Genomic DNA, 24809 nt, shown 5'->3' with positions numbered 1-24809 from the left:
GGGCTCAACTATGCGTTTTCTGCGTTTCCTCAAGATTTTTTTCACAGTCATCCGCTTCGGTCTCGATGAGATGATGCTCAGCCGCGTCAACGACCGGCGCGTGCGTTTGCTGCTGCGTATCACCACCATCGGCCGCAAGTTCGAACAACCGCCGGGCGTGCGGCTGCGGCTCGCGCTGGAAAGCCTCGGGCCGATCTTCGTCAAGTTCGGCCAGGTGCTCTCCACCCGGCGCGATCTGCTGCCGGTCGATATCGCCAACGAGCTTGCCAAGCTCCAGGATCAGGTGCCGCCGTTCGATTCGGCAGTAGCGATCGGTCTGGTCGAGAAGTCGCTCGGTGCACCGGTCGACGTGCTGTTCGACGACTTTGAGCGGGTACCGGTGGCGAGCGCGTCGATTGCGCAGGTGCACTTCGCGAAGGTGAAGGCCGGCCAGCACGCGGGCAAGAACGTCGCGGTCAAGGTGTTGCGGCCGAACATGCTGCCGGTGATCGATTCCGATCTGGCACTGCTGCGTGACATCGCCATGTGGGCCGAGCGGCTGTGGGCGGACGGCAAGCGTCTGAAGCCGCGCGAGGTGGTCGCCGAGTTCGACAAATACCTGCATGACGAGCTCGACCTGATGCGCGAGGCGGCCAACGGCAGCCAGTTGCGCCGTAACTTCGCCGGGCTCGATCTGCTGCTGGTGCCGGAAATGTACTGGGAGTTCTGCACGCCCACCGTGCTGGTGATGGAGCGCATGATCGGCGTGCCGATCAGCCAGGTGGACACGCTGCGCGCGGCGGGCGTCGATATCCCGAAGCTGGCGCGCGAAGGCGTCGAGATCTTCTTCACCCAGGTGTTCCGCGACGGCTTTTTCCATGCCGACATGCACCCGGGCAACATTCAGGTGAGCCTCGATCCGGCGCACTTCGGCCGCTATATCGCGCTCGACTTCGGAATCATCGGCGCGCTGTCGGACTTCGATAAAAACTACCTCGCGCAAAACTTCCTTGCGTTCTTCAAGCGCGATTACCATCGCGTCGCCACGCTGCATCTGGAGTCCGGCTGGGTGCCGCCGACCACCCGCGTCGAAGAACTGGAAAGCGCGATCCGCGCGGTCTGCGAGCCGTATTTCGATCGCGCGCTGAAGGATATTTCGCTCGGGCAGGTGCTGATGCGCCTGTTCTCGACGTCGCGCCGCTTTAACGTCGAGATCCAGCCGCAGCTGGTGCTGTTGCAAAAAACCATGCTGAACGTGGAGGGGCTCGGCCGCTCGCTCGATCCTGAGCTGGATCTGTGGAAGACCGCCAAGCCGTACCTCGAACGCTGGATGAACGAGCAGATCGGTGTGCGCGGCTGGTACGAGCGGCTGAAGATCGAGGCGCCGCAGTGGAGCAAGACGCTGCCGCAGTTGCCGCGCCTGATCCATCACGTGCTGGCCGAGCGTCACGACAACACCCGCGGCGCGAACGACGACATGATTCACCAGATCCTGCTCGAGCAAAGGCGTACCAACCGGTTGCTGCAAGGGCTGCTGCTGTTCGGCGTGGCGGTCGGTGTCGGCGCGGTGCTGGCGCGAGCGTTTCTGGCGGTCGCTTACGGCGGTTAATACACACGAGGCGTCCAATGAGCGACCCGAACGAACCTTCCGCGCCTGACTTCGCCAGCCGCGATCCGAACTCGCCGGATTTCTGGAACGAGCGCTTCGAACGCCATTACACGCCGTGGGATCAGGCCGGGGTGCCGGCGGCGTTTCGGTCGTTCGCCGAGCGGCATAGCGGCGTGGCCGTGCTGATTCCGGGCTGCGGCAGTGCTTACGAGGCGCTTTGGCTGGCCGAGCACGGCAATCCGGTCCGTGCGATCGATTTTTCACCGGCCGCCGTAGCCGCAGCACGTGAGCAATTGGGTGCGCAGCATACGGATCTGGTCGAGCGGGCGGACTTTTTTACGTACCAGCCGCCGTTTGCACCCGCGTGGATCTATGAGCGCGCGTTCCTCTGCGCGCTGCCGATAGCGCGCCGCGCGGACTACGCGCAACGGATGGCCGAACTGTTGCCCGGCGGAGCTCTGCTGGCGGGGTTTTTTTTCCTCGGCGCGACGCTCAAAGGGCCGCCGTTCGGTATGGAGCGCGCCGAACTCGACGCGCTGCTCACGCCACATTTCGATCTGATCGAAGACGAAGCCGTGAACGATTCGATTGCTGTGTTTGCCGGACGCGAGCGTTGGCTGACCTGGCGCCGCCGCTGAAATAGCACTTGATCCGCTATCGGCCGCCCTCATTTAGAGCGACGGCGGCTGCGTCGGGCGCTTGACCCGGAAATCCGGGGGTGGGGTGCCGTTTGCGGCTATAATTCAAAGCTTTGCAAGCGTTTACAAGATTTCAGTAGGGAAAGGATCATGCCGATCTACGCTTATCGTTGCGAATCGTGCGGCTTCGGGAAGGATGTGCTTCAGAAGATGAGCGACTCTCCGTTGACGCAGTGTCCCGAATGCGGGAAAGACACCTTTCGCAAACAGGTGACTGCCGCCGGCTTCCAGCTGAAGGGCTCCGGCTGGTACGTCACCGATTTTCGCGGTGGTAATGGCGGCGCGAGCGCGCCGGCGAAGCCCGACGCGAATGCGGGTTCGAATGCGAACTCGGGCGAGAACGGCGCGTCTGCGAATAACGGCGCCGCGAATTCAGACTCGGGTTCGGCCAGCAGCACGGCCGCAGCCAGTACTTCGAGCGCAGCCGCAACGCCGGCCGCGCCCTCAGCCGCACCGGCCGCTTCGGCAACATCGAGCGGTTCGGGCAGCGCCTAGCAGGACTGCCGCCCACGGGGCGGCGCACACACCGCGCCTCGAGCCTTGGCTCGCGCGGCTTTCTGGCGGTACACATGACGACGAAAAAAACGACGCTCAAATCGGTGTTCCTGACTGGCCTGCTGGTGCTGGTGCCTCTGGCCATCACACTGTGGGTGCTCGGCCTGATCATCGGCACAATGGACCAGACACTGTTGCTGCTGCCGAGTGCGTGGCAGCCGGAGCGCGCGCTCGGCTTCCGTCTGCCCGGTCTCGGCGCGGTGCTGACGCTGGCGTTCATCTTTGTCGTCGGGCTGTTGACGCAGAACTTCATCGGGCAGAAGCTCGTGAAGTGGTGGGAAGTCGTGGTCGCGCACATTCCTGTGGTCGGCCCGATCTACACCAGCGTCAAGCAGGTGTCGGACACCTTGCTCTCCAGCAGCGGCAATGCGTTCCGCAAGGCGCTGCTGATCGAGTATCCGCGCCGCGGCTCCTATACGATTGCGTTTCTGACCGGCATCCCGGGCGGCGACGTGGTCAATCACCTGAAAGAAGATTACGTCAGCGTGTATGTGCCGACTACGCCGAATCCGACCTCCGGCTTCTTCCTGATGGTGCCCAGGAGCGAAGTGATCGAGCTCGACATGACGGTCGACGCTGCGCTCAAGTACATCGTCTCGATGGGCGTCGTGGCGCCGTCCGTGCCGTCGCCGTCGCCGCCGGCGCCGGTGCGCCGCACGACGGTCGAGCCTCCGCTGTAATTCCGGCGCGCAGCGTTTCACGCAGTGTTTCATTGCGGCGCGCCGTTCAACCAATGCAAAACGAAAGACAAACATCATGTCGATGAGATCTGAATACTGCGGTCTGGTGACCGAAGAACTGCTGGGCCAAACCGTCTCGCTGTGCGGCTGGGTAAGCCGCCGCCGCGACCATGGCGGCGTCATCTTCATCGACCTGCGCGATCGCGAAGGCCTCGTTCAGGTCGTCTGCGATCCGGATCGCGCGGAGATGTTCAAAGCCGCCGAAGGCGTGCGCAACGAGTTCTGCCTGCAGATCAAGGGCGTGGTGCGCAGCCGGCCGGAAGGCACGACGAACGCCGCGCTGAAGAGCGGCAAGATCGAGGTGCTGTGCCATGAGCTGATCGTGCTGAACGCATCGATCACGCCGCCGTTCCAGCTCGACGACGACAACCTGTCGGAAACCACGCGTCTCACGCACCGTGTGCTCGACCTGCGCCGTCCGCAGATGCAGCACAACCTGCGTCTGCGTTACCGCGTCGCGATCGAAGTGCGCAAGTATCTGGATGCGCAAGGCTTCATCGACATCGAAACGCCGATGCTCACCAAGAGCACGCCGGAAGGCGCGCGCGATTACCTCGTGCCGTCGCGTACCAACGCGGGCCAGTTCTTCGCGCTGCCGCAATCGCCGCAGCTGTTCAAGCAACTGCTGATGGTGGCGAACTTCGATCGCTACTACCAGATCGTCAAGTGCTTCCGCGACGAAGACCTGCGCGCCGACCGTCAGCCGGAATTCACGCAGATCGACTGCGAAACCTCGTTCCTGTCGGAACAGGAAATCCGCGATCTGTTCGAAGCGATGATCCGTCACGTCTTCAAGGAAACGATCGGCGTTTCGCTGGACGAGAAATTCCCGGTCATGCTGTATTCGGAAGCGATGCGCCGCTTCGGTTCGGACAAGCCGGACCTGCGCGTGAAGCTCGAATTCACGGACCTGACGGATGCAGTGAAGGACGTCGACTTCAAGGTGTTCAGCACGCCGGCCAACACGAAAGACGGCCGCGTCGCGGCAATCCGCGTTCCGAAGGGCGGCGAGCTTTCGCGTGGCGACATCGACAGCTACACGGAATTCGTGCGCATCTACGGCGCGAAGGGCCTGGCGTGGATCAAGGTCAACGAAGTCGCGAAGGGCCGTGACGGTCTGCAAAGCCCGATCGTCAAGAACCTGCACGACGAAGCGGTCAAGGCGATCATCGAGCGCACCGGCGCGCAAGACGGCGACATCATTTTCTTCGCAGCGGATCGCGCGAAGGTGGTGAACGACAGCCTGGGCGCACTGCGTCTGAAGATCGGTCATTCGGAATTCGGCAAGGCCAACGGTCTGGTCGAGTCCGGCTGGAAGCCGCTGTGGGTGGTCGACTTCCCGATGTTCGAATACGACGAAGAAGACAACCGCTACGTCGCCGCGCATCACCCGTTCACGAGCCCGAAGGACGAGCACCTCGAGTATCTGGAAACCGATCCGGCGCGCTGCCTCGCGAAGGCTTACGACATGGTGCTGAACGGCTGGGAAATCGGCGGCGGTTCGGTGCGTATCCACCGTGAAGAAGTGCAGAGCAAGGTGTTCCGCGCGTTGAAGATCGGCGCGGAAGAAGCGCAAGCCAAGTTCGGCTTCCTGCTCGACGCGCTGCAATACGGCGCGCCGCCGCACGGCGGTATCGCCTTCGGTCTGGACCGCATCGTCACGATGATGGCCGGCGCCGATTCGATCCGCGACGTGATCGCGTTCCCGAAGACGCAACGCGCGCAGTGTCTGCTCACGCAGGCGCCGAGCGAAGTGGACGAGCGCCAGTTGCGCGAGTTGCACATCCGCCTGCGTACGCCGGAACCGAAGGTGTAACCGGAAACGGGTCAAGCCAAAGCTCTCTGAAAACGACAGCAAGAGGTAGACGAAAAGCGAGACGAAAAAGGCGCGTGATGCGCCTTTTTCGTTTTTTGCGTTACAGTCGAAGCAACCGGTCTCGAGCGCTCATCGGACCACTCGCCGACATGTACCGCGCAAGCATTGCGCCCAGTTTTAACGCCATGCCGAAACCGCCGAAGATCCCGCAATCTGTACTCGTCATCATCCATACGCCCGCGCTCGAGGTGCTGCTGATCGAGCGCGCCGACCATGAAGGCTTCTGGCAGTCGGTGACAGGTTCCAAAGACCATCTCGACGAGCCGCTCGCCGAAACGGCCGTGCGCGAAGTCGCGGAAGAGACCGGCATCGTGGTTGGCAGTATGCCGGTGCCGCAGAGCGCGCTATTCGATTGGCAATACGAGATCGAGTACGAGATTTACCCGGAGTTTCGCCATCGCTATGCCGAGGGCGTGATCCATAACACCGAGCATTGGTTCAGCCTGCAAGTGCCCGAGCAGATCGAGGTGACGCTCGCGCCGCGCGAGCACACCGCGTTCCTGTGGCTGCCGTATGAAGAGGCTGCGTCGCGCTGCTTTTCGTCGTCGAATGCCGACGCGATCTTGCAGTTACCCAAGAGGCTGAATGGGCGGCTCGATGAGCGCCTGAAGGAGCGTGCCCGGTGAGCGTCGGCGGCGCGCGCCGTTTCGCGCGACTCCGGCAATCGCTGCTTGGCCGCCGCTACTGGCAGCGATATCGCTTCACCAGCGGCAACGACGTCAAGCTGCTGCGTTCCGGCGACGAGTTCTTCGAGGTGCTGACCGGACGTATCGACGCGGCGCAGACCGACGTCGTTCTCGAAACCTATATCTTCTGCGACGACAGCGCCGGCCATGCCGTTAGCGCGGCGCTGCTGCGCGCCGTCGCGCGCGGCGTGAAGGTGCGCGTGATCACCGACGGCATCGGCACCGCGCGCCTGCCGTTGTTCAACGAATGGACACTCGCCGGCATCGAACACCGCATCTACAACCCGCATCTGTTCGGCCGCTTCGGCTTCTCGCGCACGCACCGCAAACTGGCGGTGGTGGACGATCAGTTCGCGTATTGCGGTGGCATCAATATCGTCGACGATTACGAGAACAACGGTGAGAAGCTGCCGTACCGGCGCTGGGATTTCGCAGTCGAGTTGCACGGGCCGGTGGTCGGCGATATCCGCCAGGCATTCGAGCTGCAATGGCAGCGGATTCGCCTTGGCCATCGGCCCTTAGAGTCTATGGAGCCCGATCCTGCGCCGAAGACCGGCGCGTCGCTCGGCACGCTGCGGCGGCGCCGCCGCCGCAACCGCAACCGCAACGAGGCGCTATGGGCCGGCGGACAGCCATGCGTGGCCTTCGTCGCGCGCGACAACCTGATCAACCGGCGCGCCATCGAAAAAGCTTATTTGACCGCGATCGGCCAGGCGCGCAGCGAAGTGCTGCTGGCCAATCCCTACTTCATGCCGGGCCGCAAGCTGCGGCGTGCGCTGGTGTTTGCGGCCCGGCGTGGCGTCGATGTAAAGCTGATCATCGGGCGCAAGGAGTTTGCCGCGCTCGATTACGCGGTGCCGTTCCTGTATCGTGCGCTGCTCAAAGCAGGCGTGGAGATCGCCGAGTACGAGAAAACCATGCTGCACGGCAAGGTCGCGGTGGTGGATTCGAACTGGGCCACCGTTGGCTCGTCGAACCTCGACGCGCTTAGCCTCGTGCTCAACAACGAAGCCAACGTGGTGCTGGTGAACGACCCACAGATCAATGCGCTGCGCGAAGCGATCCTCGTGGCGTTCAAGGATTCACGGCGGATCGAAGAGGTGCGTTACCGTGCCCGTCCGGCCGGCGAGCGCTTCCTCAACTGGCTCGCTTACACGACCTATCGGGCCGTGATGAAGCTACTGACGGTGGGCGGCTATGACTAGTGCGTCCTCCTCTCTCACATAAGCGCAAGGGCGCGGCGCCAAGGTAAGGATAAAAAAGAAGGCAAACGCCTCTAAAAAATCTCCTTCCTCCGATTGACGGATGCAGCAGAATTGAAACCGGGTTAGAAACCGGTTTCTAATAAAGTCCTTGTTTCGCGGACGGCGGCACTCAATAATAGTACGGCCGTTCGATTTTCTTTCGGTCACATTAGAACGGTAAAAAAAGCTATGCGAAAAGGCGAACAAACGCGAGCCGCGATTCTCGAAGCAGCACTTGATCTGGCAAGCCGCGACGGACTAGAAGGTCTGACGATTGGGCTGCTGGCCGAGCGTATGCAGATGAGCAAAAGCGGTGTGTTTGCGCATTTCGGGTCGCGCGAGGATTTGCAGGTCGAAGTCGTGCGCGAATATCACCGTCGTTTTGAAGACGAGGTATTTTTCCCGAGTTTGCGCGAGCCCCGCGGCTTGCCGCGTCTGCGCGCAATGATCTCCCGCTGGATCGAGAAGCGCATTCAGGAAGTCACGACTGGGTGCATCTATATCAGCGGCGCGGTCGAGTATGACGATCGCGCGGACAACCCGGTGCGCGAGCAACTGGTGTCGAGCGTGACGATCTGGCGTGCGGCGCTCACTCGCGCGATTTCGCAGGCGATGGAAGAAGGGCATCTGCGTGCCGATACCGATCCGCAGTTGATGCTGTTCGAACTGTACAGCTTCACGCTCGGCCTGCATCACGACGCGCGCTTCCTGCACTTGCCGGATGCGGTGCGCCTCACGTGGGCCGCGCTGGAAAAATTGATTATTTCGTATCAGAGCGAAAGCCGTTAGCAGGGCCGCCGAACTTAAGCAGATTCAGCGGCGCTGAAAGTCCGTTTCCACGGACCCAACTGACAGCCTGGCTTCTTGTCAAACTTTGGAGAGAGTCATGGGACAGTACGCCGCGCCGCTGCGCGACATGCAATTCGTGTTGCACGAGCTGCTTAACGTCGAAGCTGAGATCAAGCAGATGCCGAAGCATGCGGATCTCGATGCCGACACGATCAACCAGGTGCTCGAAGAAGCCGGCAAGTTCTGCTCCGAAGTCCTGTTCCCGCTGAATCAGAGCGGCGACCAGGAAGGCTGCACGTACGTCGGCGACGGCGTTGTGACCACGCCGAAGGGCTTCAAGGAAGCTTATCGACAGTACGTCGAAGCAGGCTGGCCCGCACTCGGTTGCGATCCGGAATACGGCGGGCAGGGCCTGCCCGCGTTCGTCAACAACGCGCTGTACGAAATGCTCAACTCGGCGAATCAGGCCTGGACGATGTATCCGGGGCTGTCGCACGGCGCGTACGAATGTCTGCATGCGCACGGCACGCCGGAGCAGCAGAAAACCTATCTGCCGAAGCTCGTGTCGGGCGTATGGACGGGCACGATGTGTCTGACCGAGCCGCACTGCGGCACCGATCTCGGCATTCTGCGCACGAAGGCCGAGCCGAACGGCGATGGCTCGTACGCGATCAGCGGCACGAAGATCTTCATCTCCAGCGGCGAACACGATCTGTCGGAGAACATCGTTCACCTGGTACTCGCGCGTCTGCCGGATGCGCCGATGGGCACCAAAGGCATTTCGCTCTTCATCGTGCCGAAGTTCGTGCCGAACGAGGCGGGTGAACCGGGCGCACGCAATACAGTGAAGTGCGGCTCGATCGAACACAAGATGGGCATCCACGGCAATGCGACCGCCGTGATCAATCTCGACAGCGCGAAGGGCTGGCTGGTCGGTGAGCCGAACAAGGGCCTCAACGCGATGTTCGTGATGATGAACGCCGCGCGTCTAGGCGTCGGCATGCAGAGCCTGGGCCTGACCGAAATCGCTTACCAGAACTCGCTGACGTACGCGAAAGAGCGTTTGCAAATGCGCTCGCTGACCGGCCCGAAGGCGCCGGAAAAGGCGGCTGACCCGATCATCGTGCACCCGGACGTGCGCCGCATGCTGCTCACGCAAAAGGCCTACGCTGAAGGCGCGCGCGCTTTCTCGTACTGGTCCGCGCTGCACATCGACAAGGAACTGTCGCACGCCGACGAATCGGTGCGTAAAGAAGCCGCCGATCTGGTCGCGCTGCTCACGCCGATCCTGAAGGCCTTCCTGTCGGACAACGCGTTCGAAGGCACCAATCACGCGATGCAGATCTACGGCGGCCACGGTTTCATCGCCGAGTGGGGCATGGAGCAATACGTGCGCGACGCGCGCATCAATATGATCTACGAAGGCACCAACGCGATTCAGGCGCTCGACCTGCTGGGCCGCAAGATTCTCGGCGACATGGGCGCGAAGATGAAGAAATTCGGCAAGCTGGTGTCGGAGTTCGTCGAAGCCGAAGGCGTGAAGCCGGAAATGCAGGAGTTCATCAACCCGCTCGCCGACATCGGTGAAAAGGTGCAGAAGCTGACGATGGAAATCGGCATGAAGGCGATGCAGAACCCGGACGAAGTCGGCGCCGCGGCTGTGCCGTATCTGCGTACCGTCGGCCACCTGGTGTTCTCGTACTTCTGGGCGCGCATGGCGCGCATCGCGCTCGACAAGGAAGCATCGGGCGATGCGTTCTACAAGGCGAAGCTGGCCACCGCACGTTTCTACTTTGCGAAGCTGCTGCCGGAAACGGCGATGACGATCCGTCAGGCGCGCGCTGGTTCGAAGTCGCTGATGGAAGTCGACGAAGCGCTGTTCTAAGCACCCATCGAGGCAAGCGCCACGCTCGCAAAAGAGTGTGGCGCTCCGCCAGCCACACACATCGCGAAAAGCTGATGAAACATTCGCGACCCCGCATAACTCCCCGGAGGAACGACGTGAGCAATCTGATCATTCGCAAGGTAGCCGTGCTCGGCGCCGGCGTGATGGGCGCGCAGATCGCCGCGCACCTGATCAACGCCAAGGTGCCCGTGCTGCTGTTCGACCTGCCCGCAAAGGAAGGCCCGAAGAACGCGATCGCGCTGAAGGCGATCGAGAATCTGAAGAAGCTGTCGCCGGCGCCGTTCGGCGTGAAGGACGACTCGCAATACATCCAGCCGGCCAACTACGACGACGACATCGAAAAGCTCGCCGAGTGCGACCTCGTGATCGAAGCGATCGCCGAACGCATGGACTGGAAGCACGACCTGTACAAGAAGGTTTCGCCGCACATCGCGTCGAATGCGATCTTCGCGACCAACACGTCGGGTCTGTCGATTACCGAACTGTCGAATGGTTTCCCGGATGAATTGAAGTCACGCTTTTGCGGCGTGCACTTCTTCAATCCGCCGCGCTACATGCATCTGGTCGAACTGATTCCGACCGCAACGACGCGTCCGGAAATCCTCGATCAACTCGAATCGTTCCTGACGAGCGTGGTCGGCAAGGGCGTCGTGCGCGCCAAAGATACGCCGAACTTCATCGCGAACCGCGTCGGTATTTTCTCGATCCTCGCCGTCATTACCGAAGCCGCGAAGTTCGGCCTGCGTTTCGACGAAGTGGACGACCTGACGGGTAGCCGCCTCGGCCGAGCGAAATCGGCGACGTTCCGCACCGCGGACGTGGTCGGTCTCGACACGATGGCGCACGTCATCAAGACGATGCAAGACAACCTGAAGGACGATCCGTTCTTCCCGGTCTACGAAACGCCCGCCGTGCTCGCCGAACTGGTGAAGAAGGGCGCGCTCGGTCAGAAGACCGGCGGCGGCTTCTACAGGAAGGAAGGCAAGGCGATCAAGGTGCTCGACCCGAAGACGGGCGAGTACGTCGACGGCGGCGCGAAGGCGGACGAACTGGTCGGACGCATTCTGAAGCGCCCGCCGGCAGAGCGTCTGAAGCTGCTGCGCGAATCGGAACACCCGCAGGCGCAGTTCCTGTGGTCGATCTTCCGCGACGTGTTCCACTACATCGGTGTGCATCTGGAGTCGATCGCCGACAACGCGCGCGACGTCGATCTGGCTATCCGTTGGGGCTTCGGCTGGAACGAAGGCCCGTTCGAAGGCTGGCAGACGGCCGGCTGGAAGCAGGTCGCCGAGTGGGTGCAGGAAGACATCGCGGCAGGCAAGGCGCTGTCGAACGCGCCGCTGCCGTCGTGGGTCCTTGAAGGTCCCGTCGCCGAGAAGGGCGCCGTGCATACGAACGAAGGTTCGTGGTCACCGGCTTCGAAAACGTTCGTGCCGCGCTCGTCCCTTAGCGTCTACGACAAACAGGTGTTCCGTGCGCCGCTGGTCGGCGAAACGGCGGCCGATCCGAAGACCTACGGCAAGACGCTGTTCGAAACCGACGCTGTGCGCGCATGGGTCGACGACCGTGCAGGCGAGAACGACGTCCTGATCGTGTCGTTCAAGAGCAAGATGAACACGATCGGACCGTCGGTGATCGACGGCATGACGCAAGCCATCGAACTGGCCGAAAAAGACTACAAGGGTCTGGTCGTGTGGCAGCCGACGTCGCTGAAACTCGGCACGCCGGGTGGCCCGTTCTCCGCAGGCGCGAACCTCGAAGAAGCGATGCCGGCGTTCATGATGGGTGGCGCGAAGGGTATCGAGCCGTTCGTGAAGAAGTTCCAGCAAGGGATGCTGCGCGTGAAGTACGCGAGCGTGCCGGTCATCTCGGCCGTGTCGGGTATTGCGCTCGGCGGTGGTTGCGAGCTGGCGCTGCATAGCGCGAAGCGTGTCGCGCACATCGAAAGCTATCTCGGTCTGGTTGAAGTCGGCGTGGGTCTCGTGCCGGCCGGCGGCGGTCTGAAGGAAGCGGCACTGCGCGCAGCGGAAGCCGCGACGCAAGCCGGCGCGACCAACGACCTGCTGAAGTTCGTGCAGAAGTCGTTCGAAAATGCGGCGATGGCGAAGGTGTCGGCCTCCGCACTCGACGCCCGCGCGATGGGCTATCTGAAGCCGTCCGACACGATCGTCTTCAACGTGTTTGAACTGCTCGACGTCGCGAAGAAGGAAGCGCGTGCACTGTCCGCAGCGGGTTACCGTCCGCCGCTGCGCGTGACGCAAGTACCGGTCGCGGGCCGCTCGGCGATTGCGACCATCAAGGCATCGCTTGTCAACATGCGCGATGGCCGCTTCATCAGCGAGCACGATTTCCTGATCGCTGGTCGCATCGCCGAAGCGGTGTGCGGCGGCGATGTCGAAGCGGGCAGCCTGGTCGATGAAGAATGGCTGCTGCAACTCGAGCGTCGTGCGTTCGTGGACCTGCTCGGCACGCAAAAGACGCAGGAACGGATCATGGGCATGCTGCAAACCGGCAAGCCGGTGCGCAACTAAGCGACGAGCGGGCAGCATCCATATGCATGGGACCGGAGTAAGTGCTCTGCATGGGACCAGAGTAACGCGCTAAAGCGCGAACTCTGGTCGACAGCTAAAGCGCCAACTCTGGTCGACTGCGATAAGACTGCATGGGACCAGAGTAAGGCACTAAAGCGCCAACTCTGGTCGACAAAGGAGAGCTTTAAATGACAAAGCAATTGCAAGACGCATACATCGTCGCCGCGAGCCGCACGCCGATCGGCAAGGCGCCGCGCGGCATGTTCAAGAACACGCGCCCGGACGAACTGCTGGTGCACGCGATCAAGTCGGCCGTGGCGCAAGTGCCGGGTCTCGACACCAAGGTGATCGAAGACGCAATCATCGGCTGCGCGATTCCGGAAGCCGAACAGGGGCTGAACGTCGCGCGGATGGGCGCGCTGCTGGCCGGCCTGCCGAATACGGTCGGCGGCGTGACGGTGAACCGCTTCTGCGCATCGGGCCTCACAGCGCTGGCGATGGCGGCTGACCGCATTCGCGTCGGCGAATCGGACGCGATGCTTGCGGGCGGCTGCGAATCGATGAGCATGGTGCCGATGATGGGCAACAAGCCGTCGATGTCGCCGCACATCTTCGATCGTAATGAAGATATCGGCATCGCTTACGGCATGGGCCTGACGGCCGAGAAGGTCGCCGAGCGCTGGAAGATCAGCCGCGAAGCACAAGACCAGTTCTCGGTCGAGTCGCATCGCCGCGCCATCGCCGCACAGCAAGCCGGCGAATTCAACGACGAAATCGCCGCGTACACGATCACCGAGCGTTTCCCTGATCTCGCCACCGGTGAAGTGCGGGTCAAGACGCGCGAGGTCGCGCTCGACGAAGGCCCGCGTGCGGACACGTCGATGGAAGGCCTGGCGAAGCTGCGCGCGGTGTTCGCGAACAAGGGTTCGGTGACGGCGGGCAACAGCTCGCAGACGTCGGACGGCGCGGGCGCGCTGATCGTCGTGTCGGAGAAGATGCTCAAGCAGTTCAACCTGACGCCGCTCGCGCGTTTTGTCAGCTTCGCCGTGCGCGGCGTGCCGCCGGAAATCATGGGCATCGGTCCGAAGGAAGCGATTCCGGCTGCGCTGAAGGCCGCTGGCCTGAAGCAGGACGACCTCGACTGGATCGAACTGAACGAAGCGTTCGCCGCGCAATCGCTGGCGGTGATTCAGGACCTCGGCCTCGATCCGTCGAAGATCAACCCGCTCGGCGGCGCGATCGCACTCGGCCACCCGCTGGGCGCGACCGGCGCGATCCGTGCGTCGACGGTGGTGCACGGCTTGCGGCGCCGTAACTACAAGTACGGCATGGTGACAATGTGCGTCGGCACCGGCATGGGCGCCGCGGGCATCATCGAACGTCTGTAATCGTGTTCGCTCTGGTCCCCGAGGGGAACCCCACAGTGATCCCTTAAGGACCACATGAACGGTTCGCAGGCCGACTGGCCTGCGAACCGTTTTTCCATTCAGCAGTGTGAGGAGATGACAATGGATATTCTGGTCGAGCGCGCGGACGGCGTGCTGACGATTGCCTTCAACCGGCCGGACAAGAAGAACGCGATTACGGCCGCGATGTATCAGACGATGGCCGATGCGCTGGCAGAAGCGCACGGCGACGCATCGGTCCGGGCGATCCTGATTCGTGGCAGCGTCGGCATTTTCAGCGCCGGCAACGATCTCGAAGACTTCATGAAGAAGCCGCCAGGCGGCGAAAATTCGCCGGTATTCCAGTTCCTGCGTGCGATCAGTTCGGCGGAAAAGCCGGTGGTGGCATCCGTGGCGGGTCCGGCTGTCGGCATCGGCACGACGCTGCTGCTGCATTGCGATCTGGTCTACGCCGCCGACACAGCCACCTTCTCACTGCCGTTTGCGCAGCTTGGGTTGTGCCCGGAAGCGGCCTCGAGTCTCTTGTTGCAGCGCGTCGCCGGTTATCAGGCCGCGGCTGAAAAGCTGCTGCTCGGCGAAGCGTTCGACGCGCGCGAAGCCCAACGCATGGGCTTCGTGAATCGCCTGCTGCCCGCGGCTGAAGTCGACGCATTCGCGGCAGCGCAAGCAGCGAAGCTGGCGGCGCTGCCGGCCTCATCGTTGCGCGTGACGAAGAGTCTGATGAAGCGCGCGAGCCAGCATGAGCTGCAAACGCAGATGTCCGAGGAAGCGGTGCATTTCGGCAAGATGCTGATCGCGCCCGAAGCGCGCGAGGCGTTCAAGGCGTTCTTCGAGAAGCGCAAGCCGGACTTCCGGCAATTCGATTGATCGGCAGCGTTCAGACGTTCAAGGCTGCGTCGGCTGCAACGTGTCGTAGTCGACGTAGCTGGTTTCGCGGCAGAAGCTGACGAGCCGCACGCCGGCCTTGCGCGCAATCGCAATCGCCAGCGACGACGGCGCCGAAATGGTGGCGACCATCGGCACGTCGACGCGCGCCGCCTTGCGCACCAGCTCGTAGCTGGCGCGGCTCGACAGAAACACAAAACCCTCTTTCGTATCCGCGCGATCGAGCACCAGTTGGCCGATCAGTTTGTCGAGCGCGTTGTGACGGCCGACATCTTCGAATGCGTAGCGGATCGCGCCTGCCGCATCGCACCATGCGGCAGCGTGCAATCCGCCGGTCAAGCGCGTCAGCGCCTGGTGCCCGGGCAATTCGCGCGCGGCCCGAGCGATCGCATCCGGCGCGAGCCGTTGCAGAAAACCGGTGTCCGGCACGCGTTCCGGTTTCAGATCCAGCAGATCGATGCTTTCGATCCCGCATACGCCGCAGCCGGTACGCCCGGCCAGTGCGCGGCGCTTTTCCTTCAGCGCGACGAAAGCCTGTTGCACCACTTGCAATTGCACTTCGGCATGCGGCAATTCGCCGTCGTCATGCAGTTCGACCTCGATGTCCTGAATGTCGCTGCCGCGCTCCACGATCCCTTCCGAAATCGCAAAACCCACCGCGAACGCTTCCAGATCGCGCGGCGTGCACATCATCACCGCGTGCGAAATGCCATTGAAGACGAGTGCGACCGGCCACTCCTGACCGACGTGATCGGTGACGGTTTCGACCGCCGCGCCGCGGTGCCGGTGCACCTGGCGCTCCACGGCGCCCGGCTGTCCAGCCGTTTCCAGTTCGTTCAAGTTGCCTCACTCCTTTGCCATGCTGCGCGCGAGCGGCTTCAAACCTTGCCTGGCGCAGAAAAGCGGCCCCAGTCCGCGCCGCTGTTACGCGAATAAGGTTCTAAAATACCCCAAGGCGGGTTTGCGCGTCGGCCGCCGTCAAAGAGGGATACTGTCATGGGACTCAACGAAGCACCGCTTCTGTTCAACTTCGAAGTCGAGTCTTCGGAGAATTTCACTTTCATTCCAATGTCCGTGCGCTTCAATCTGGACCGTTTCGGGCTGCGTATCTCGCTTGCGCAGTGGCAGTTGCTGCCGCTCGAAGATCGCAAGCTGCTGGCGCGTTTTCCGGTCGAGGAAGACACGGAAATCGAGCCGAATTTCGATCACGCACTGTTCGAAATGCTGCGCACCCACGCGAACGTCGAACCGGAGTGGTTCACGCCCGACGAAGCGCCTGCCTGGCGCCGCACGGATAGCGTACCGGAGGGCGTCACGCACCAGGCGGGACTCGCCGGCTTGCCCGCGCCGGACGTTGCCCAGTGGGCCAAACTGGCGCCGTTCAAGCGCTACGTGCTCGCCAAACTGTCGCGCAAGCCGGAAGGTAACCACGACTTTGTCCCCGCGATGAAGGAATTTGGTGCGGCCGGCTAGGTGCGGCGGGCCAATTTTTTCTCTCGACACCCTCAAGCTGTTCCGAACCCTGCCGTTATCCATGGGATAGCGCGCAAAAAAACTCGTATCGACGCGAGCTCGCGCTCCCGCCCCCAGAACGATTGACGTTCGGAACCCATGATTCCTTTTTTATCGAAGCGGCTGCTGATCAATCTGGCGGTCGTCGCCGCGGCGGTCGGCGCGAACGCGTTCGTCGCCTATACGCAGATTTGCGGCCAGCGCGACATCGACGCGCGCGTGCTGCGTTCGACAAGCGTGCGCGAGGACCTCGACGCCTACCAGATGGCGCTCGACGGCGGCCTCGCCGCGCTCGGCCGTTTCGAAGCGTCGGGCGAGGTTCCGCCTGCGAAAGAGACCGCCATTGTGGCGGCGTCGCTGGCCCGGCTGGAGCGCGAGTTGCGCAGCGATCTGGCCGGAGAGCCGGCCATGCTCGATGCACTCGGCAAACTGAGCGCGGATAGCCACGCGCTGCAACGCGACATCGATGCGGCGCTGTTGCGCGGCGCGAGCGCCGCGCCGAACGAGTCGCGCGCCTGGGCGTCGTCGGCCTACACGCGTCTCGGCATGGGACAGGACCGCGTCGAAGCCGGGCTGGCAGCGCTGCGGGCGCAGGAGAATCATGCGTTGCAGGCGTCGCTCGCGGCCTCCACGCATGAAACCCGGCACGCGATGCTGTTCCTGATCCTGACGATGCTGGCCGGCAGCGCGCTGCTGATCTACACGTTCGGCGCGCGCGAAAACAGCGCGCGCGAGAAATTGCGCATGGTTCGCGCGCTGGGCCGCCACGACGACCGCTTTCGCGGCCTGTTCGACGACCATCCAGTGCCGATGTACATCTTCGATCGCGACACGCTGCGCTTTCTGGCTGTCAACGCGGCCGCCGTTCAGCAATACGGTTACACGGAGAGCGAATTTCTCGGCATGACGATCCGCGCGATCCGGCCAAATTCCGAAATCGGGCGCCTCGAATCGCACATGCAGCGTAGCGACGCGGTGTCGCGCGGCCGCACGATGGCAGGCGTCTGGCATCACCGGCGCAAGGATGGCTCGACCATCAGCGCGGATATTTCGTACCACGCGCTGAACTTCATGGGGCGCGCCGCCTTCTTCGTGCTGGCCGACGATGTCACCGAGCAGATCAATGCCGAAGCCGAAGCGCAGCGCTCGAACCAGATGCTGGAGACGGTGATCGACAACATTCCGCAGCGCATTTTCTGGAAGGACCGGGAATCGCGCTATCTCGGCTGCAACATGGCGTTCGCGCGCGACGCGGGGCTCGCTTATCCGGAGCAGGTGGTGGGCAAGAGCGATGTCGATATGCCGTGGCGCGCGTTCGCCGACCAGCTGCGCGGGCACGACGAAGAGGTGTTGAGCACCGGCGTGCCGAAGATGAGCTTCGAAGTCGACGTGATCATCGACGGCGTGCACCGTACGACGGTCACGAGCAAGCTGCCGTTCACCGATAGCGACGGCCGCGTCATCGGCGTGCTCGGTTCCTATACGGACATCACCGAACGCAAGCGCGCCGACCTGGCCTTGCGTCTGCAAAGCCGCGCACTCGATGCGAGCGTCAACGCGATTCTGATTACCGCGCCGTCGCCGTCGGGCAATCTGATCGAATACGTGAACCCTGCGTTCAAACGCATCACCGGCTACGATCCGGCCGAATTGATCGGTCACGATTGCCGCGTGCTGCAACGCGACGACCGCGATCAGGAGGGCGTCGCCGAGATTCGTCAGGCGCTCGCGGCGAACCGCGAGGTCAGCGCCGTGGTGCGCAACTATCGCAAGGACGGCGCGCTGTTCTGGAATCAACTTTTCATCGCGCCGGTACCGAACGCGGAGGGCGTCATCACGCATCACATCGGCGTCATCAACGATGTGACCGATCTGATCCGCTATCAGGAACAACTCGAATATCAGGCCAACTATGACAGCCTGACGCGGCTGCCCAATCGCAACCTGCTGCGTGACCGCCTGCAGCATGCGCTGATCGTCGCGCAGCGGCATCACAAGGGCGTCGCGGTGGTGTTCATCGATCTGGATGGCTTCAAGAACGTCAATGACAGTCTCGGTCACAGCGTCGGCGACCGCCTGCTGAGCGTGGTCGCCGAGCGGCTCGCTCGCTGTACGCGCACGAGCGACACGGTGGCCCGTCACGGTGGCGACGAGTTCGTGATCGTGATGACCGACACCGTCGACGAACAGTCGCTGATCGCGTGGATGGAGCGTGTGCGCGCGTCGATTTCCGAGCCGGTGTGGCTTGACGGCACCGAGCTGTATGTCGGCTGCAGCATGGGCGCGAGCCTGTTCCCGCAGGACGGCGACGACGCGGAAACACTGATGAAAAAGGCCGACCTCGCGATGTATCGCGCGAAGGACATGGGCCGCAACACGTTCCAGTTTTATCAGCCGGAGATGAACGCGAGCGCGGGCGCTCGGTTGAATCTCGAACGGCGTTTGCGCCGTGCGTTGCGCGACGACGAATTCCTGCTGCACTACCAGCCGCAGGTGGATATCGAGAGCGGGCAGATTGTCGGCACCGAGGCGCTGGTGCGCTGGCGCGATCCGGAAGTCGGCTTGGTCCCGCCGTCGTCGTTCATTCCGGTCGCGGAAGAAAGCGGCTTGATCGGGCCGCTGTCGGAGTGGGTGTTGCGCGAAGCGTGCCGGCAGAACAAGGCCTGGCAGGATCAGGGCTTGCCGCCGGCGCGGGTGTCGGTGAATCTGTCGGCGCGTGTGTTCCAGCAGCGCGATATTGCCAAGCTGGTGATGCAGGTGCTCGATGAGACGGGCCTCGAGCCGCAATACCTCGAACTCGAACTGACCGAAAGCACGATCATGCGCAACGCCGAAGAAGCGGTGTCGATGCTCAACGAACTGCACGCGCTGGGTATCGGTCTCGCTATCGACGACTTCGGCACCGGCTATTCGAGCCTCAGCTATCTGAAACGCTTCCCGGTGGACCGCCTGAAAATCGACCGCTCGTTCGTGTCGGACATCGGCGTTAGCGGCGACGACGAAACGATCACCTCGGCGATCATCGCGCTCGCGCATTCGCTGAAGTTGCAGGTGATCGCGGAAGGCGTGGAGACCTCAGCTCAACTCGACTTCCTGAAAGAGCGCGCGTGCGACGAGATGCAAGGTTTCTACTTCGCCAAACCGTTGTCGACGGACGCGATCTCCGCGTTGTTCCAGGGCGGAGTGGGCCGGGAGATCGTCGCAGTCTGAGTGTTAGCGCGGGCTCAGGCGCGCGCCTTGGCGCGTGCAACGGACCGTAAGCCTAAGTCGCGGTCCGTCCCGCGACGTGCAGCCTCAAACAGCCGGCGTGCTGACGAAAGCCGGCAACTGTTCGGCTGATTCGGAAAAAGCCTGCAGACGGGGATACGCCGCCTTCGCGACGATTTCCGGCAGGAACATCTGCGTGAAGTTCCACGCGACCGCCACGGTGACGTCCGCCGCGCCAAAGCGGTCCGGCTCGATCGGCAGTGGGGCGGCTGCGAGTTCCTCCTCGAGTTCGCGATAAGCGGCATGCAATTGCCCGTTCAGACGATCGACCCACGGCTCATGCTGCTTCTCCGCCGGCCGCAGATTGCGTTCGTAGACGATTTGCACCGACTTTTCGCATGCGGCTAGCGCCAGCCCCGTCAGGCGCGCTGCGCGCGTCCAATGCTCCGGCTGCGACGGGAAAATCCGCTCATCCGGTCCGGCGAGCGTGGCGACGTACTGAAGAATCACCGTCGATTCCATCACGGTTTGGCCGTCGTCGAGCACCAGCGTGGGCGCTTTGACGACCGGGTTGATCTTCGCGAACTCGTCGTAGTGCCTGAATACCGAGATCGATTCGTGCTCGAAGTCGAGCTTCATCAACTTGAGGCAGATGGCGACGCGGCGCACATAGGGCGAGTCAAGCATTCCGATCAGTTTCATCGCTATCCCGTTAGAAGATCTATCATGGCGCGCCCAAGTCCGCCGGGGCGTGCTCCAATTGCGTTCAACCAACAGATTAAGCATCTTCTGACGGTAAAAAAAGCGACATTAATCGACGATTTACGTCAGAATTTCTTACATGAAACCCATCCCGCCATTCGCCGCTCTCCGCTGCTTCGAAGCCGTCGCCCGGCTCGGCGGCGTGACGCGGGCCGCGCGCGAGTTGCATGTGACCCATTCGGCGGTCAGTCAGCAGATCAAGGTGCTGGAAGATTCGATGGGCGTCGCGCTATTCATGCGCGAAGCGCGCGGTTTGCGGCTCACCGAGGACGGGCGGCTCTACGCGCTTGAAATACGGGCGGCGCTGCGCGACATCACGAACGCAACGCGCCGTGCGCAGGCGCGCCCGCACGAGAGCGAACTGATCATCGCGACCGTGCCGTCGTTCGCGCAGCATTGGCTCGTGCCGCGCCTTGCCAGCTTCCGCGAAGCGCATCCGTACTATCGGATCCGGTTGCTGACGACGCTGCAGGTCGAGGATTTGCGCCATGGTGTGAGCGACATCGGTATCCGCATGGGGCAGGGCCATTGGGCCGATGTCGCGCAACAGAAACTGTTCGACGACGAAATGCTGATGGTCGCGGCGCCGCATTTCACGGGCGGCCCTCACGGCCGCTTTCCGGTGACCGCCGAAGACGTAGTGGCGTGCCCGCTGATCTCCAGTCCGAACACGCCGTTGAGCGAATGGTGCCAGGCGGCGCAGGTGGCGGAGCCGCCCGCCCAGGGCATCGTCATGTCGGCGAACGATTCGAACATTGTGCTGGGCGCGGTATTGCTCGGGCAGGGCGTTGCGCTCGAGCGGCGCAGTCTGGTCGCGCGTGCGTTGGCGAAAGGCGAATTGGTGCAGATCACCGATATCCGCGTGCCGTATCGGTATTCCTACTGGCTTGTGTGGCCCCAACGCGAGAGCCTCAATGCGAAGCAGGCGCACTTCGCGCAATGGATCGAAGAGCAGGTCGACGAATATTTGCGCGAGGGTGGTTGAGCGTGGGTACCGGTCAGTCCAGCACCGGCAATGCCCGCGGGCGCCGGTCGCTATCGGTCGCGACGTAGGTCAGGATCGCCTCGGTCACCTTCACGACTTCTTCGGTCAGGCTCATGCGCTGCGCGTATACCTCGACCGACACCGTCACCGAGGTGTTGCCCGTCTTCACGATATCCGTGTAAAAGCTCAGCAGATCGCCGACGAACACCGGCTGCTTGAAGACGAACGAATTGACCGCAATGGTCGCCACCCGCCCGTTGGCGCGGCGGCTCGCCGGAATCGAGCCGGCGATATCCACTTGCGCCATGATCCAGCCGCCGAACACGTCGCCGTGGACGTTCGCGTCCGACGGCTGCGGCACGACGCGCAGCGCACATGACTTTTGCGGGAGTTGAAGAAGATTGGTCATCGGGGCACCCTTGAGAAACGTATTGGCTCGGTCGGCTCGACCAGCAGGCGGGGGATTTCACGACAACTGCACGACACAGCGGCATGACCAGCGCGTAAACGAGACGCGCGTCACTGACGGCCGCACAGCCCATGAAAAGCGGCGCCAGCCGGCTTCTGCGACAATAGAAAGATCAGGAATTGTACGGGAAAGCGCCCAGCCGGGTCGCGCGACAAAAAGCAGTTTGCCAACTGCCTGTCGGCGCCGCTGCGAACTCCGTCGCTTCCACACCCTCCCCCAGCCGATTCCATGCGCCGCACGCCCGCCTCCGAACCTTCACCGATCTCGACCCAGCCGCGCAACGACTGGCAGACGATCCTGTCGTTGCTGCCCTACCTCGCCACCTACAAATGGCGCGTCGTCTTCGCGCTGAGCTGCCTGATCGGCGCGAAGATCGCCAACCTCGGCGTGCCGATCGTGATGAAGCGGATCGTCGACAACCTCGCCTCCGTGCAGCATCTGACGGCGCTCGGCCGCGCGCACGATTCGCCGGGCATCGTGTTGCTGGGCGGTGTCGGTTTGCTGGTCGTTGCGTATGCGGTGGTGCGGCTGTCCACGTCGCTTTTCACCGAGTTGCGCGAGATTCTGTTTTCGAAAGTGACCGAGAGCGCGGTGCGGCAACTCGCGTTGAAAGTGTTCCGCCATTTGCATGCGCTGTCGTTGCGGTTTCACCTCGAGCGGCAGACGGGCGGCATGTCGCGCGATATCGAACGCGGCACGCGCGGCATCACGCAGCTCATTTCGTATTCGCTGTACAGCATTCTGCCGACGCTCGTCGAAGTCGGGCTCGTACTCGGCTTTTTCGTCGTCAAATACGAAGCGTATTACGCGATCGTCACGTTTATCGCGCTGGCCGTGTACATCACGTTCACCGTCAAAGTAACCGAATGGCGCACGCATTTTCGCCGCACGATGAACGATCTCGACTCGCGGGCGAACTCGCGCGCGATCGATTCGCTGCTCAACTACGAGACCGTCAAGTACTTCGGCAACGAGGAGTGGGAAGCGCAGCGCTACGACGAAAATCTCAAGCGTTATCGCACGGCGGCGATCAAATCGCAGCGCTCGTTGTCGGCGCTGAATTTCGGTCAGCAGGCGATCATCGGCACTGGGCTGGTGTTCATTCTGTGGCGCGCCACTGAAGGTGTGATGGCCGGGCGCCTCACGCTCGGCGATCTGGTGCTGATCAACACCTTCATGTTGCAGCTCTACATTCCGCTGAATTTTCTCGGCGTCGTGTATCGCGAGCTGAAGCAGAGTCTCACCGACATGGACCGCATGTTCACGCTGCTCGGCGCCTCGCAGGAGGTGCCGGATGTGCCGAATGCGCCCGCGTTGCAAGTGAGCGGCGCGCAGGTCCGCTTCGAACACGTGAACTTCGCGTACGAACCCGCGCGGAAGATTCTGCACGATGTGAGTTTCACGATTCCGGCGGGCACCACGACGGCGGTGGTCGGCCACAGCGGCTCGGGCAAATCGACGCTCGCGCGGCTGATGTTCCGCTTCTACGATCTGGATCGGGCGAGCGGCGGCGCGATCACGATCGACGGCCAGGATATTCGCGACGTCACGCAGGATTCGCTGCGCGCGTCGATCGGCATCGTGCCGCAGGACACGGTGCTGTTCAACGATTCGATCTACTACAACATTGCTTATGGCAGACCGTCGACCACGCGTGACGAGGTGATCGCGGCGGCGCGCGCCGCGCATATTCACGACTTCATCGAAGGTCTGCCGAAGGGTTACGACACGCCTGTCGGCGAGCGTGGTTTGAAGTTGTCGGGCGGTGAAAAGCAGCGCGTCGCGATCGCGCGGACCATCCTGAAGAATCCGCCGATCCTGCTGTTCGACGAAGCGACCTCAGCGCTCGATTCGCGTTCGGAGCGCGCGATCCAGCACGAACTCGATCAGATCGCCCGCGAGCGCACGACGCTGATCATCGCGCACCGGCTTTCGACCGTGGTGCACGCTCAGCAGATCATCGTGATGGACAAAGGACGCATCGTCGAGCGCGGTACGCACGCCGAATTGCTGAGCGCGAACGGGTTGTTCGCGCAGATGTGGGCGTTGCAGCAGCAACGCGCGGCAGAGGCGCCCGAGGCCGCCGAAACGGTGGGCGCGGGCGATGGTGGAGAGGGTGGAGCCGGCGGGCGATAGTAAGCAAGCGGCGGCGGAATGCGCCGCGTTTGCCTGTTGTATGACGCGTTGAGCATTGAACGGCGAGTTACCGCACGGCGTCTGCCAACACGGCGGACGTTCGACGCACGTTCGAGGCTTAGCGTGCGCTCAGACGTTGATCCAGCGCCTGTAATTGCGCCGGCGTGCCGACGTTTTCCCACAAACCTTCATATAGCTCGCCGCTCGCAAGGCCGCGCGCAATCGTGTCGCGGTAGTACGGCTTGAGCGCACGCCGCGTGCCGCGCGGCAGATCGCGAAACATCCGCGTGTCGTACAGACCGATATTGCCGAACGTGAAGCGAGGTTGCGCGTCGAGCGACAGCACGCCGTCGATCAAGGCAAAATCGCCGTCCGGGTGAAACGCCGGGTTCGGCACCATCACCAGATGCATGCCCGGTTCGGGCAGTGTCGAGAGCTTGCCGGCGCGATCATTCAGCGCCGCGTAATCGAAATCCGCATAAACGTCGCCGCTGACCGCGGCGAACACCTCGCTGCGGCCAGCGTCTTCCAGCAGCGGCAGCGCCTGCACGATACCGCCTGCCGTTTCCAACGCTTCGTGCTCGGCCGAGTAGCGCAGTTGCACGCCCCAGTGCGAACCGTCGCCGAGCGCGGCTTCGATCTGCTCGCCTAGCCAGGCATGATTGATCACAATGGTTTGAAAGCCGGCGCGCGCAAGCCGTTCGATCTGCCACACGATCAGCGGTTTGCCGCCCGCTTCGAGCAAGGGCTTCGGGCGTGTGTCGGTCAACGGACGCATGCGTTCGCCGCGGCCCGCGGCGAAAATCATCGCTTTCTTCAGAGACATTGTCATCG

General features: G+C 62.7%; 20 protein-coding genes. 16 read left to right on the top strand and 4 right to left on the bottom strand.

Annotation, left to right across the window (positions count from 1 at the left end; all coding sequences use genetic code 11):
- Positions 1-10: 10 nt before the first annotated feature.
- The 12 genes from ubiB (at position 11) to WN982_RS17885 (ending at position 14886) form a co-directional block, all read left to right on the top strand.
- Complete coding sequence (ubiB, locus tag WN982_RS17940; protein WP_341313255.1) at positions 11-1588, top strand: ubiquinone biosynthesis regulatory protein kinase UbiB; 1578 nt, start codon at positions 11-13, stop codon at positions 1586-1588.
- Between the two features lie 17 nt (positions 1589-1605).
- The gene (locus WN982_RS17935) at positions 1606-2226 is read left to right on the top strand and encodes a methyltransferase domain-containing protein (RefSeq protein WP_341313254.1); all 621 of its coding nucleotides are present in this window, start codon (positions 1606-1608) and stop codon (positions 2224-2226) included.
- 150 nt (positions 2227-2376) lie between these two features.
- Positions 2377-2781 (top strand): FmdB family zinc ribbon protein, encoded by a 405-nt coding sequence (locus WN982_RS17930; protein ID WP_341313253.1) that lies wholly within the window; start codon positions 2377-2379, stop codon positions 2779-2781.
- A 74-nt stretch (positions 2782-2855) separates the two neighbouring features.
- The gene (locus WN982_RS17925; RefSeq protein ID WP_341313252.1) at positions 2856-3521 is read left to right on the top strand and encodes a DUF502 domain-containing protein; all 666 of its coding nucleotides are present in this window, start codon (positions 2856-2858) and stop codon (positions 3519-3521) included.
- Positions 3522-3597: 76 nt separating this feature from the next.
- The gene (aspS, locus tag WN982_RS17920; protein ID WP_341313251.1) at positions 3598-5397 is read left to right on the top strand and encodes an aspartate--tRNA ligase; all 1800 of its coding nucleotides are present in this window, start codon (positions 3598-3600) and stop codon (positions 5395-5397) included.
- A gap of 185 nt (positions 5398-5582) precedes the next feature.
- Positions 5583-6083 carry a dihydroneopterin triphosphate diphosphatase gene (gene nudB / locus WN982_RS17915; protein ID WP_341315833.1) on the top strand — a complete coding sequence of 167 codons (501 nt, stop codon included), beginning with the start codon at positions 5583-5585 and terminating at the stop codon, positions 6081-6083.
- Positions 6080-7348 (top strand): cardiolipin synthase ClsB, encoded by a 1269-nt coding sequence (gene clsB / locus WN982_RS17910; protein ID WP_341313250.1) that lies wholly within the window; start codon positions 6080-6082, stop codon positions 7346-7348. Before nudB ends, clsB begins: the two co-directional genes overlap by 4 nt.
- Before the next feature lie 228 nt (positions 7349-7576).
- On the top strand, positions 7577-8176 hold the full coding sequence (locus WN982_RS17905) for a TetR/AcrR family transcriptional regulator (protein WP_179736094.1): 600 nt from the start codon (positions 7577-7579) through the stop codon (positions 8174-8176).
- A gap of 97 nt (positions 8177-8273) precedes the next feature.
- Positions 8274-10061, top strand: a complete 1788-nt coding sequence (locus WN982_RS17900; RefSeq protein ID WP_341313249.1) for an acyl-CoA dehydrogenase C-terminal domain-containing protein — start codon at positions 8274-8276, stop codon at positions 10059-10061.
- Between the two features lie 116 nt (positions 10062-10177).
- The gene (locus tag WN982_RS17895; protein ID WP_341313248.1) at positions 10178-12613 is read left to right on the top strand and encodes a 3-hydroxyacyl-CoA dehydrogenase/enoyl-CoA hydratase family protein; all 2436 of its coding nucleotides are present in this window, start codon (positions 10178-10180) and stop codon (positions 12611-12613) included.
- A gap of 188 nt (positions 12614-12801) precedes the next feature.
- Positions 12802-14001 carry an acetyl-CoA C-acyltransferase gene (locus tag WN982_RS17890; protein WP_341313247.1) on the top strand — a complete coding sequence of 400 codons (1200 nt, stop codon included), beginning with the start codon at positions 12802-12804 and terminating at the stop codon, positions 13999-14001.
- A gap of 114 nt (positions 14002-14115) precedes the next feature.
- Positions 14116-14886, top strand: a complete 771-nt coding sequence (locus tag WN982_RS17885) for an enoyl-CoA hydratase (protein WP_341313246.1) — start codon at positions 14116-14118, stop codon at positions 14884-14886.
- An 18-nt stretch (positions 14887-14904) separates the two neighbouring features.
- On the opposite strand, the gene fdhD is transcribed toward WN982_RS17885, so the two are convergent.
- Entirely contained in the window at positions 14905-15744 is an 840-nt protein-coding gene (gene fdhD / locus WN982_RS17880; protein WP_341313245.1) for a formate dehydrogenase accessory sulfurtransferase FdhD, read from the bottom strand.
- Between the two features lie 156 nt (positions 15745-15900).
- On the opposite strand from fdhD, the gene WN982_RS17875 reads away from it, so the two are divergent.
- Positions 15901-16377 (top strand): nitrate reductase associated protein, encoded by a 477-nt coding sequence (locus tag WN982_RS17875; RefSeq protein ID WP_341313244.1) that lies wholly within the window; start codon positions 15901-15903, stop codon positions 16375-16377.
- A 138-nt stretch (positions 16378-16515) separates the two neighbouring features.
- Complete coding sequence (locus tag WN982_RS17870; protein ID WP_341313243.1) at positions 16516-19626, top strand: EAL domain-containing protein; 3111 nt, start codon at positions 16516-16518, stop codon at positions 19624-19626.
- An 84-nt stretch (positions 19627-19710) separates the two neighbouring features.
- On the opposite strand, the gene WN982_RS17865 is transcribed toward WN982_RS17870, so the two are convergent.
- Positions 19711-20325, bottom strand: a complete 615-nt coding sequence (locus tag WN982_RS17865) for a glutathione S-transferase (RefSeq protein WP_341313242.1) — start codon at positions 20323-20325, stop codon at positions 19711-19713.
- A gap of 139 nt (positions 20326-20464) precedes the next feature.
- On the opposite strand from WN982_RS17865, the gene WN982_RS17860 reads away from it, so the two are divergent.
- Positions 20465-21370 carry a LysR substrate-binding domain-containing protein gene (locus WN982_RS17860; protein WP_341313241.1) on the top strand — a complete coding sequence of 302 codons (906 nt, stop codon included), beginning with the start codon at positions 20465-20467 and terminating at the stop codon, positions 21368-21370.
- A 13-nt stretch (positions 21371-21383) separates the two neighbouring features.
- Here the strand turns inward: WN982_RS17860 and WN982_RS17855 are convergent, their stop codons facing one another.
- A complete protein-coding gene (locus WN982_RS17855) occupies positions 21384-21779 on the bottom strand; it encodes an acyl-CoA thioesterase (protein WP_341313240.1) in 396 nt (131 codons plus the stop codon).
- A gap of 288 nt (positions 21780-22067) precedes the next feature.
- Between WN982_RS17855 and WN982_RS17850 the strand changes: the two genes are divergently transcribed.
- Positions 22068-23975, top strand: a complete 1908-nt coding sequence (locus WN982_RS17850; RefSeq protein ID WP_341313239.1) for an ABC transporter ATP-binding protein/permease — start codon at positions 22068-22070, stop codon at positions 23973-23975.
- 118 nt (positions 23976-24093) lie between these two features.
- Here the strand turns inward: WN982_RS17850 and murU are convergent, their stop codons facing one another.
- Positions 24094-24807 (bottom strand): N-acetylmuramate alpha-1-phosphate uridylyltransferase MurU, encoded by a 714-nt coding sequence (murU, locus tag WN982_RS17845; protein WP_341313238.1) that lies wholly within the window; start codon positions 24805-24807, stop codon positions 24094-24096.
- Between the last annotated feature and the right edge of the window lie 2 nt (positions 24808-24809).

Origin of the sequence: Paraburkholderia sp. IMGN_8, assembly GCF_038050405.1 — a bacterium.
Classification (GTDB): Bacteria; Pseudomonadota; Gammaproteobacteria; order Burkholderiales; family Burkholderiaceae; genus Paraburkholderia.
This window is presented reverse-complemented; position numbering and strand designations above follow the sequence as displayed.

Bases quoted from the DNA above. Each gene is read 5' to 3' on its own strand.
- ubiB (WP_341313255.1), top strand. From the start codon at position 11: ATGCGTTTTCTGCGTTTCCTCAAGATTTTTTTCACAGTCATCCGCTTC.
- WN982_RS17935 (WP_341313254.1), top strand. From the start codon at position 1,606: ATGAGCGACCCGAACGAACCTTCCGCGCCTGACTTCGCCAGCCGCGAT.
- WN982_RS17930 (WP_341313253.1), top strand. From the start codon at position 2,377: ATGCCGATCTACGCTTATCGTTGCGAATCGTGCGGCTTCGGGAAGGAT.
- WN982_RS17925 (WP_341313252.1), top strand. From the start codon at position 2,856: ATGACGACGAAAAAAACGACGCTCAAATCGGTGTTCCTGACTGGCCTG.
- aspS (WP_341313251.1), top strand. From the start codon at position 3,598: ATGTCGATGAGATCTGAATACTGCGGTCTGGTGACCGAAGAACTGCTG.
- nudB (WP_341315833.1), top strand. From the start codon at position 5,583: ATGCCGAAACCGCCGAAGATCCCGCAATCTGTACTCGTCATCATCCAT.
- WN982_RS17905 (WP_179736094.1), top strand. From the start codon at position 7,577: ATGCGAAAAGGCGAACAAACGCGAGCCGCGATTCTCGAAGCAGCACTT.
- WN982_RS17900 (WP_341313249.1), top strand. From the start codon at position 8,274: ATGGGACAGTACGCCGCGCCGCTGCGCGACATGCAATTCGTGTTGCAC.
- WN982_RS17890 (WP_341313247.1), top strand. From the start codon at position 12,802: ATGACAAAGCAATTGCAAGACGCATACATCGTCGCCGCGAGCCGCACG.
- WN982_RS17885 (WP_341313246.1), top strand. From the start codon at position 14,116: ATGACAATGGATATTCTGGTCGAGCGCGCGGACGGCGTGCTGACGATT.
- WN982_RS17875 (WP_341313244.1), top strand. From the start codon at position 15,901: ATGGGACTCAACGAAGCACCGCTTCTGTTCAACTTCGAAGTCGAGTCT.
- WN982_RS17870 (WP_341313243.1), top strand. From the start codon at position 16,516: ATGATTCCTTTTTTATCGAAGCGGCTGCTGATCAATCTGGCGGTCGTC.
- WN982_RS17865 (WP_341313242.1), bottom strand. From the start codon at position 20,325: ATGAAACTGATCGGAATGCTTGACTCGCCCTATGTGCGCCGCGTCGCC.
- WN982_RS17860 (WP_341313241.1), top strand. From the start codon at position 20,465: ATGAAACCCATCCCGCCATTCGCCGCTCTCCGCTGCTTCGAAGCCGTC.
- WN982_RS17855 (WP_341313240.1), bottom strand. From the start codon at position 21,779: ATGACCAATCTTCTTCAACTCCCGCAAAAGTCATGTGCGCTGCGCGTC.
- WN982_RS17850 (WP_341313239.1), top strand. From the start codon at position 22,068: ATGCGCCGCACGCCCGCCTCCGAACCTTCACCGATCTCGACCCAGCCG.
- murU (WP_341313238.1), bottom strand. From the start codon at position 24,807: ATGACAATGTCTCTGAAGAAAGCGATGATTTTCGCCGCGGGCCGCGGC.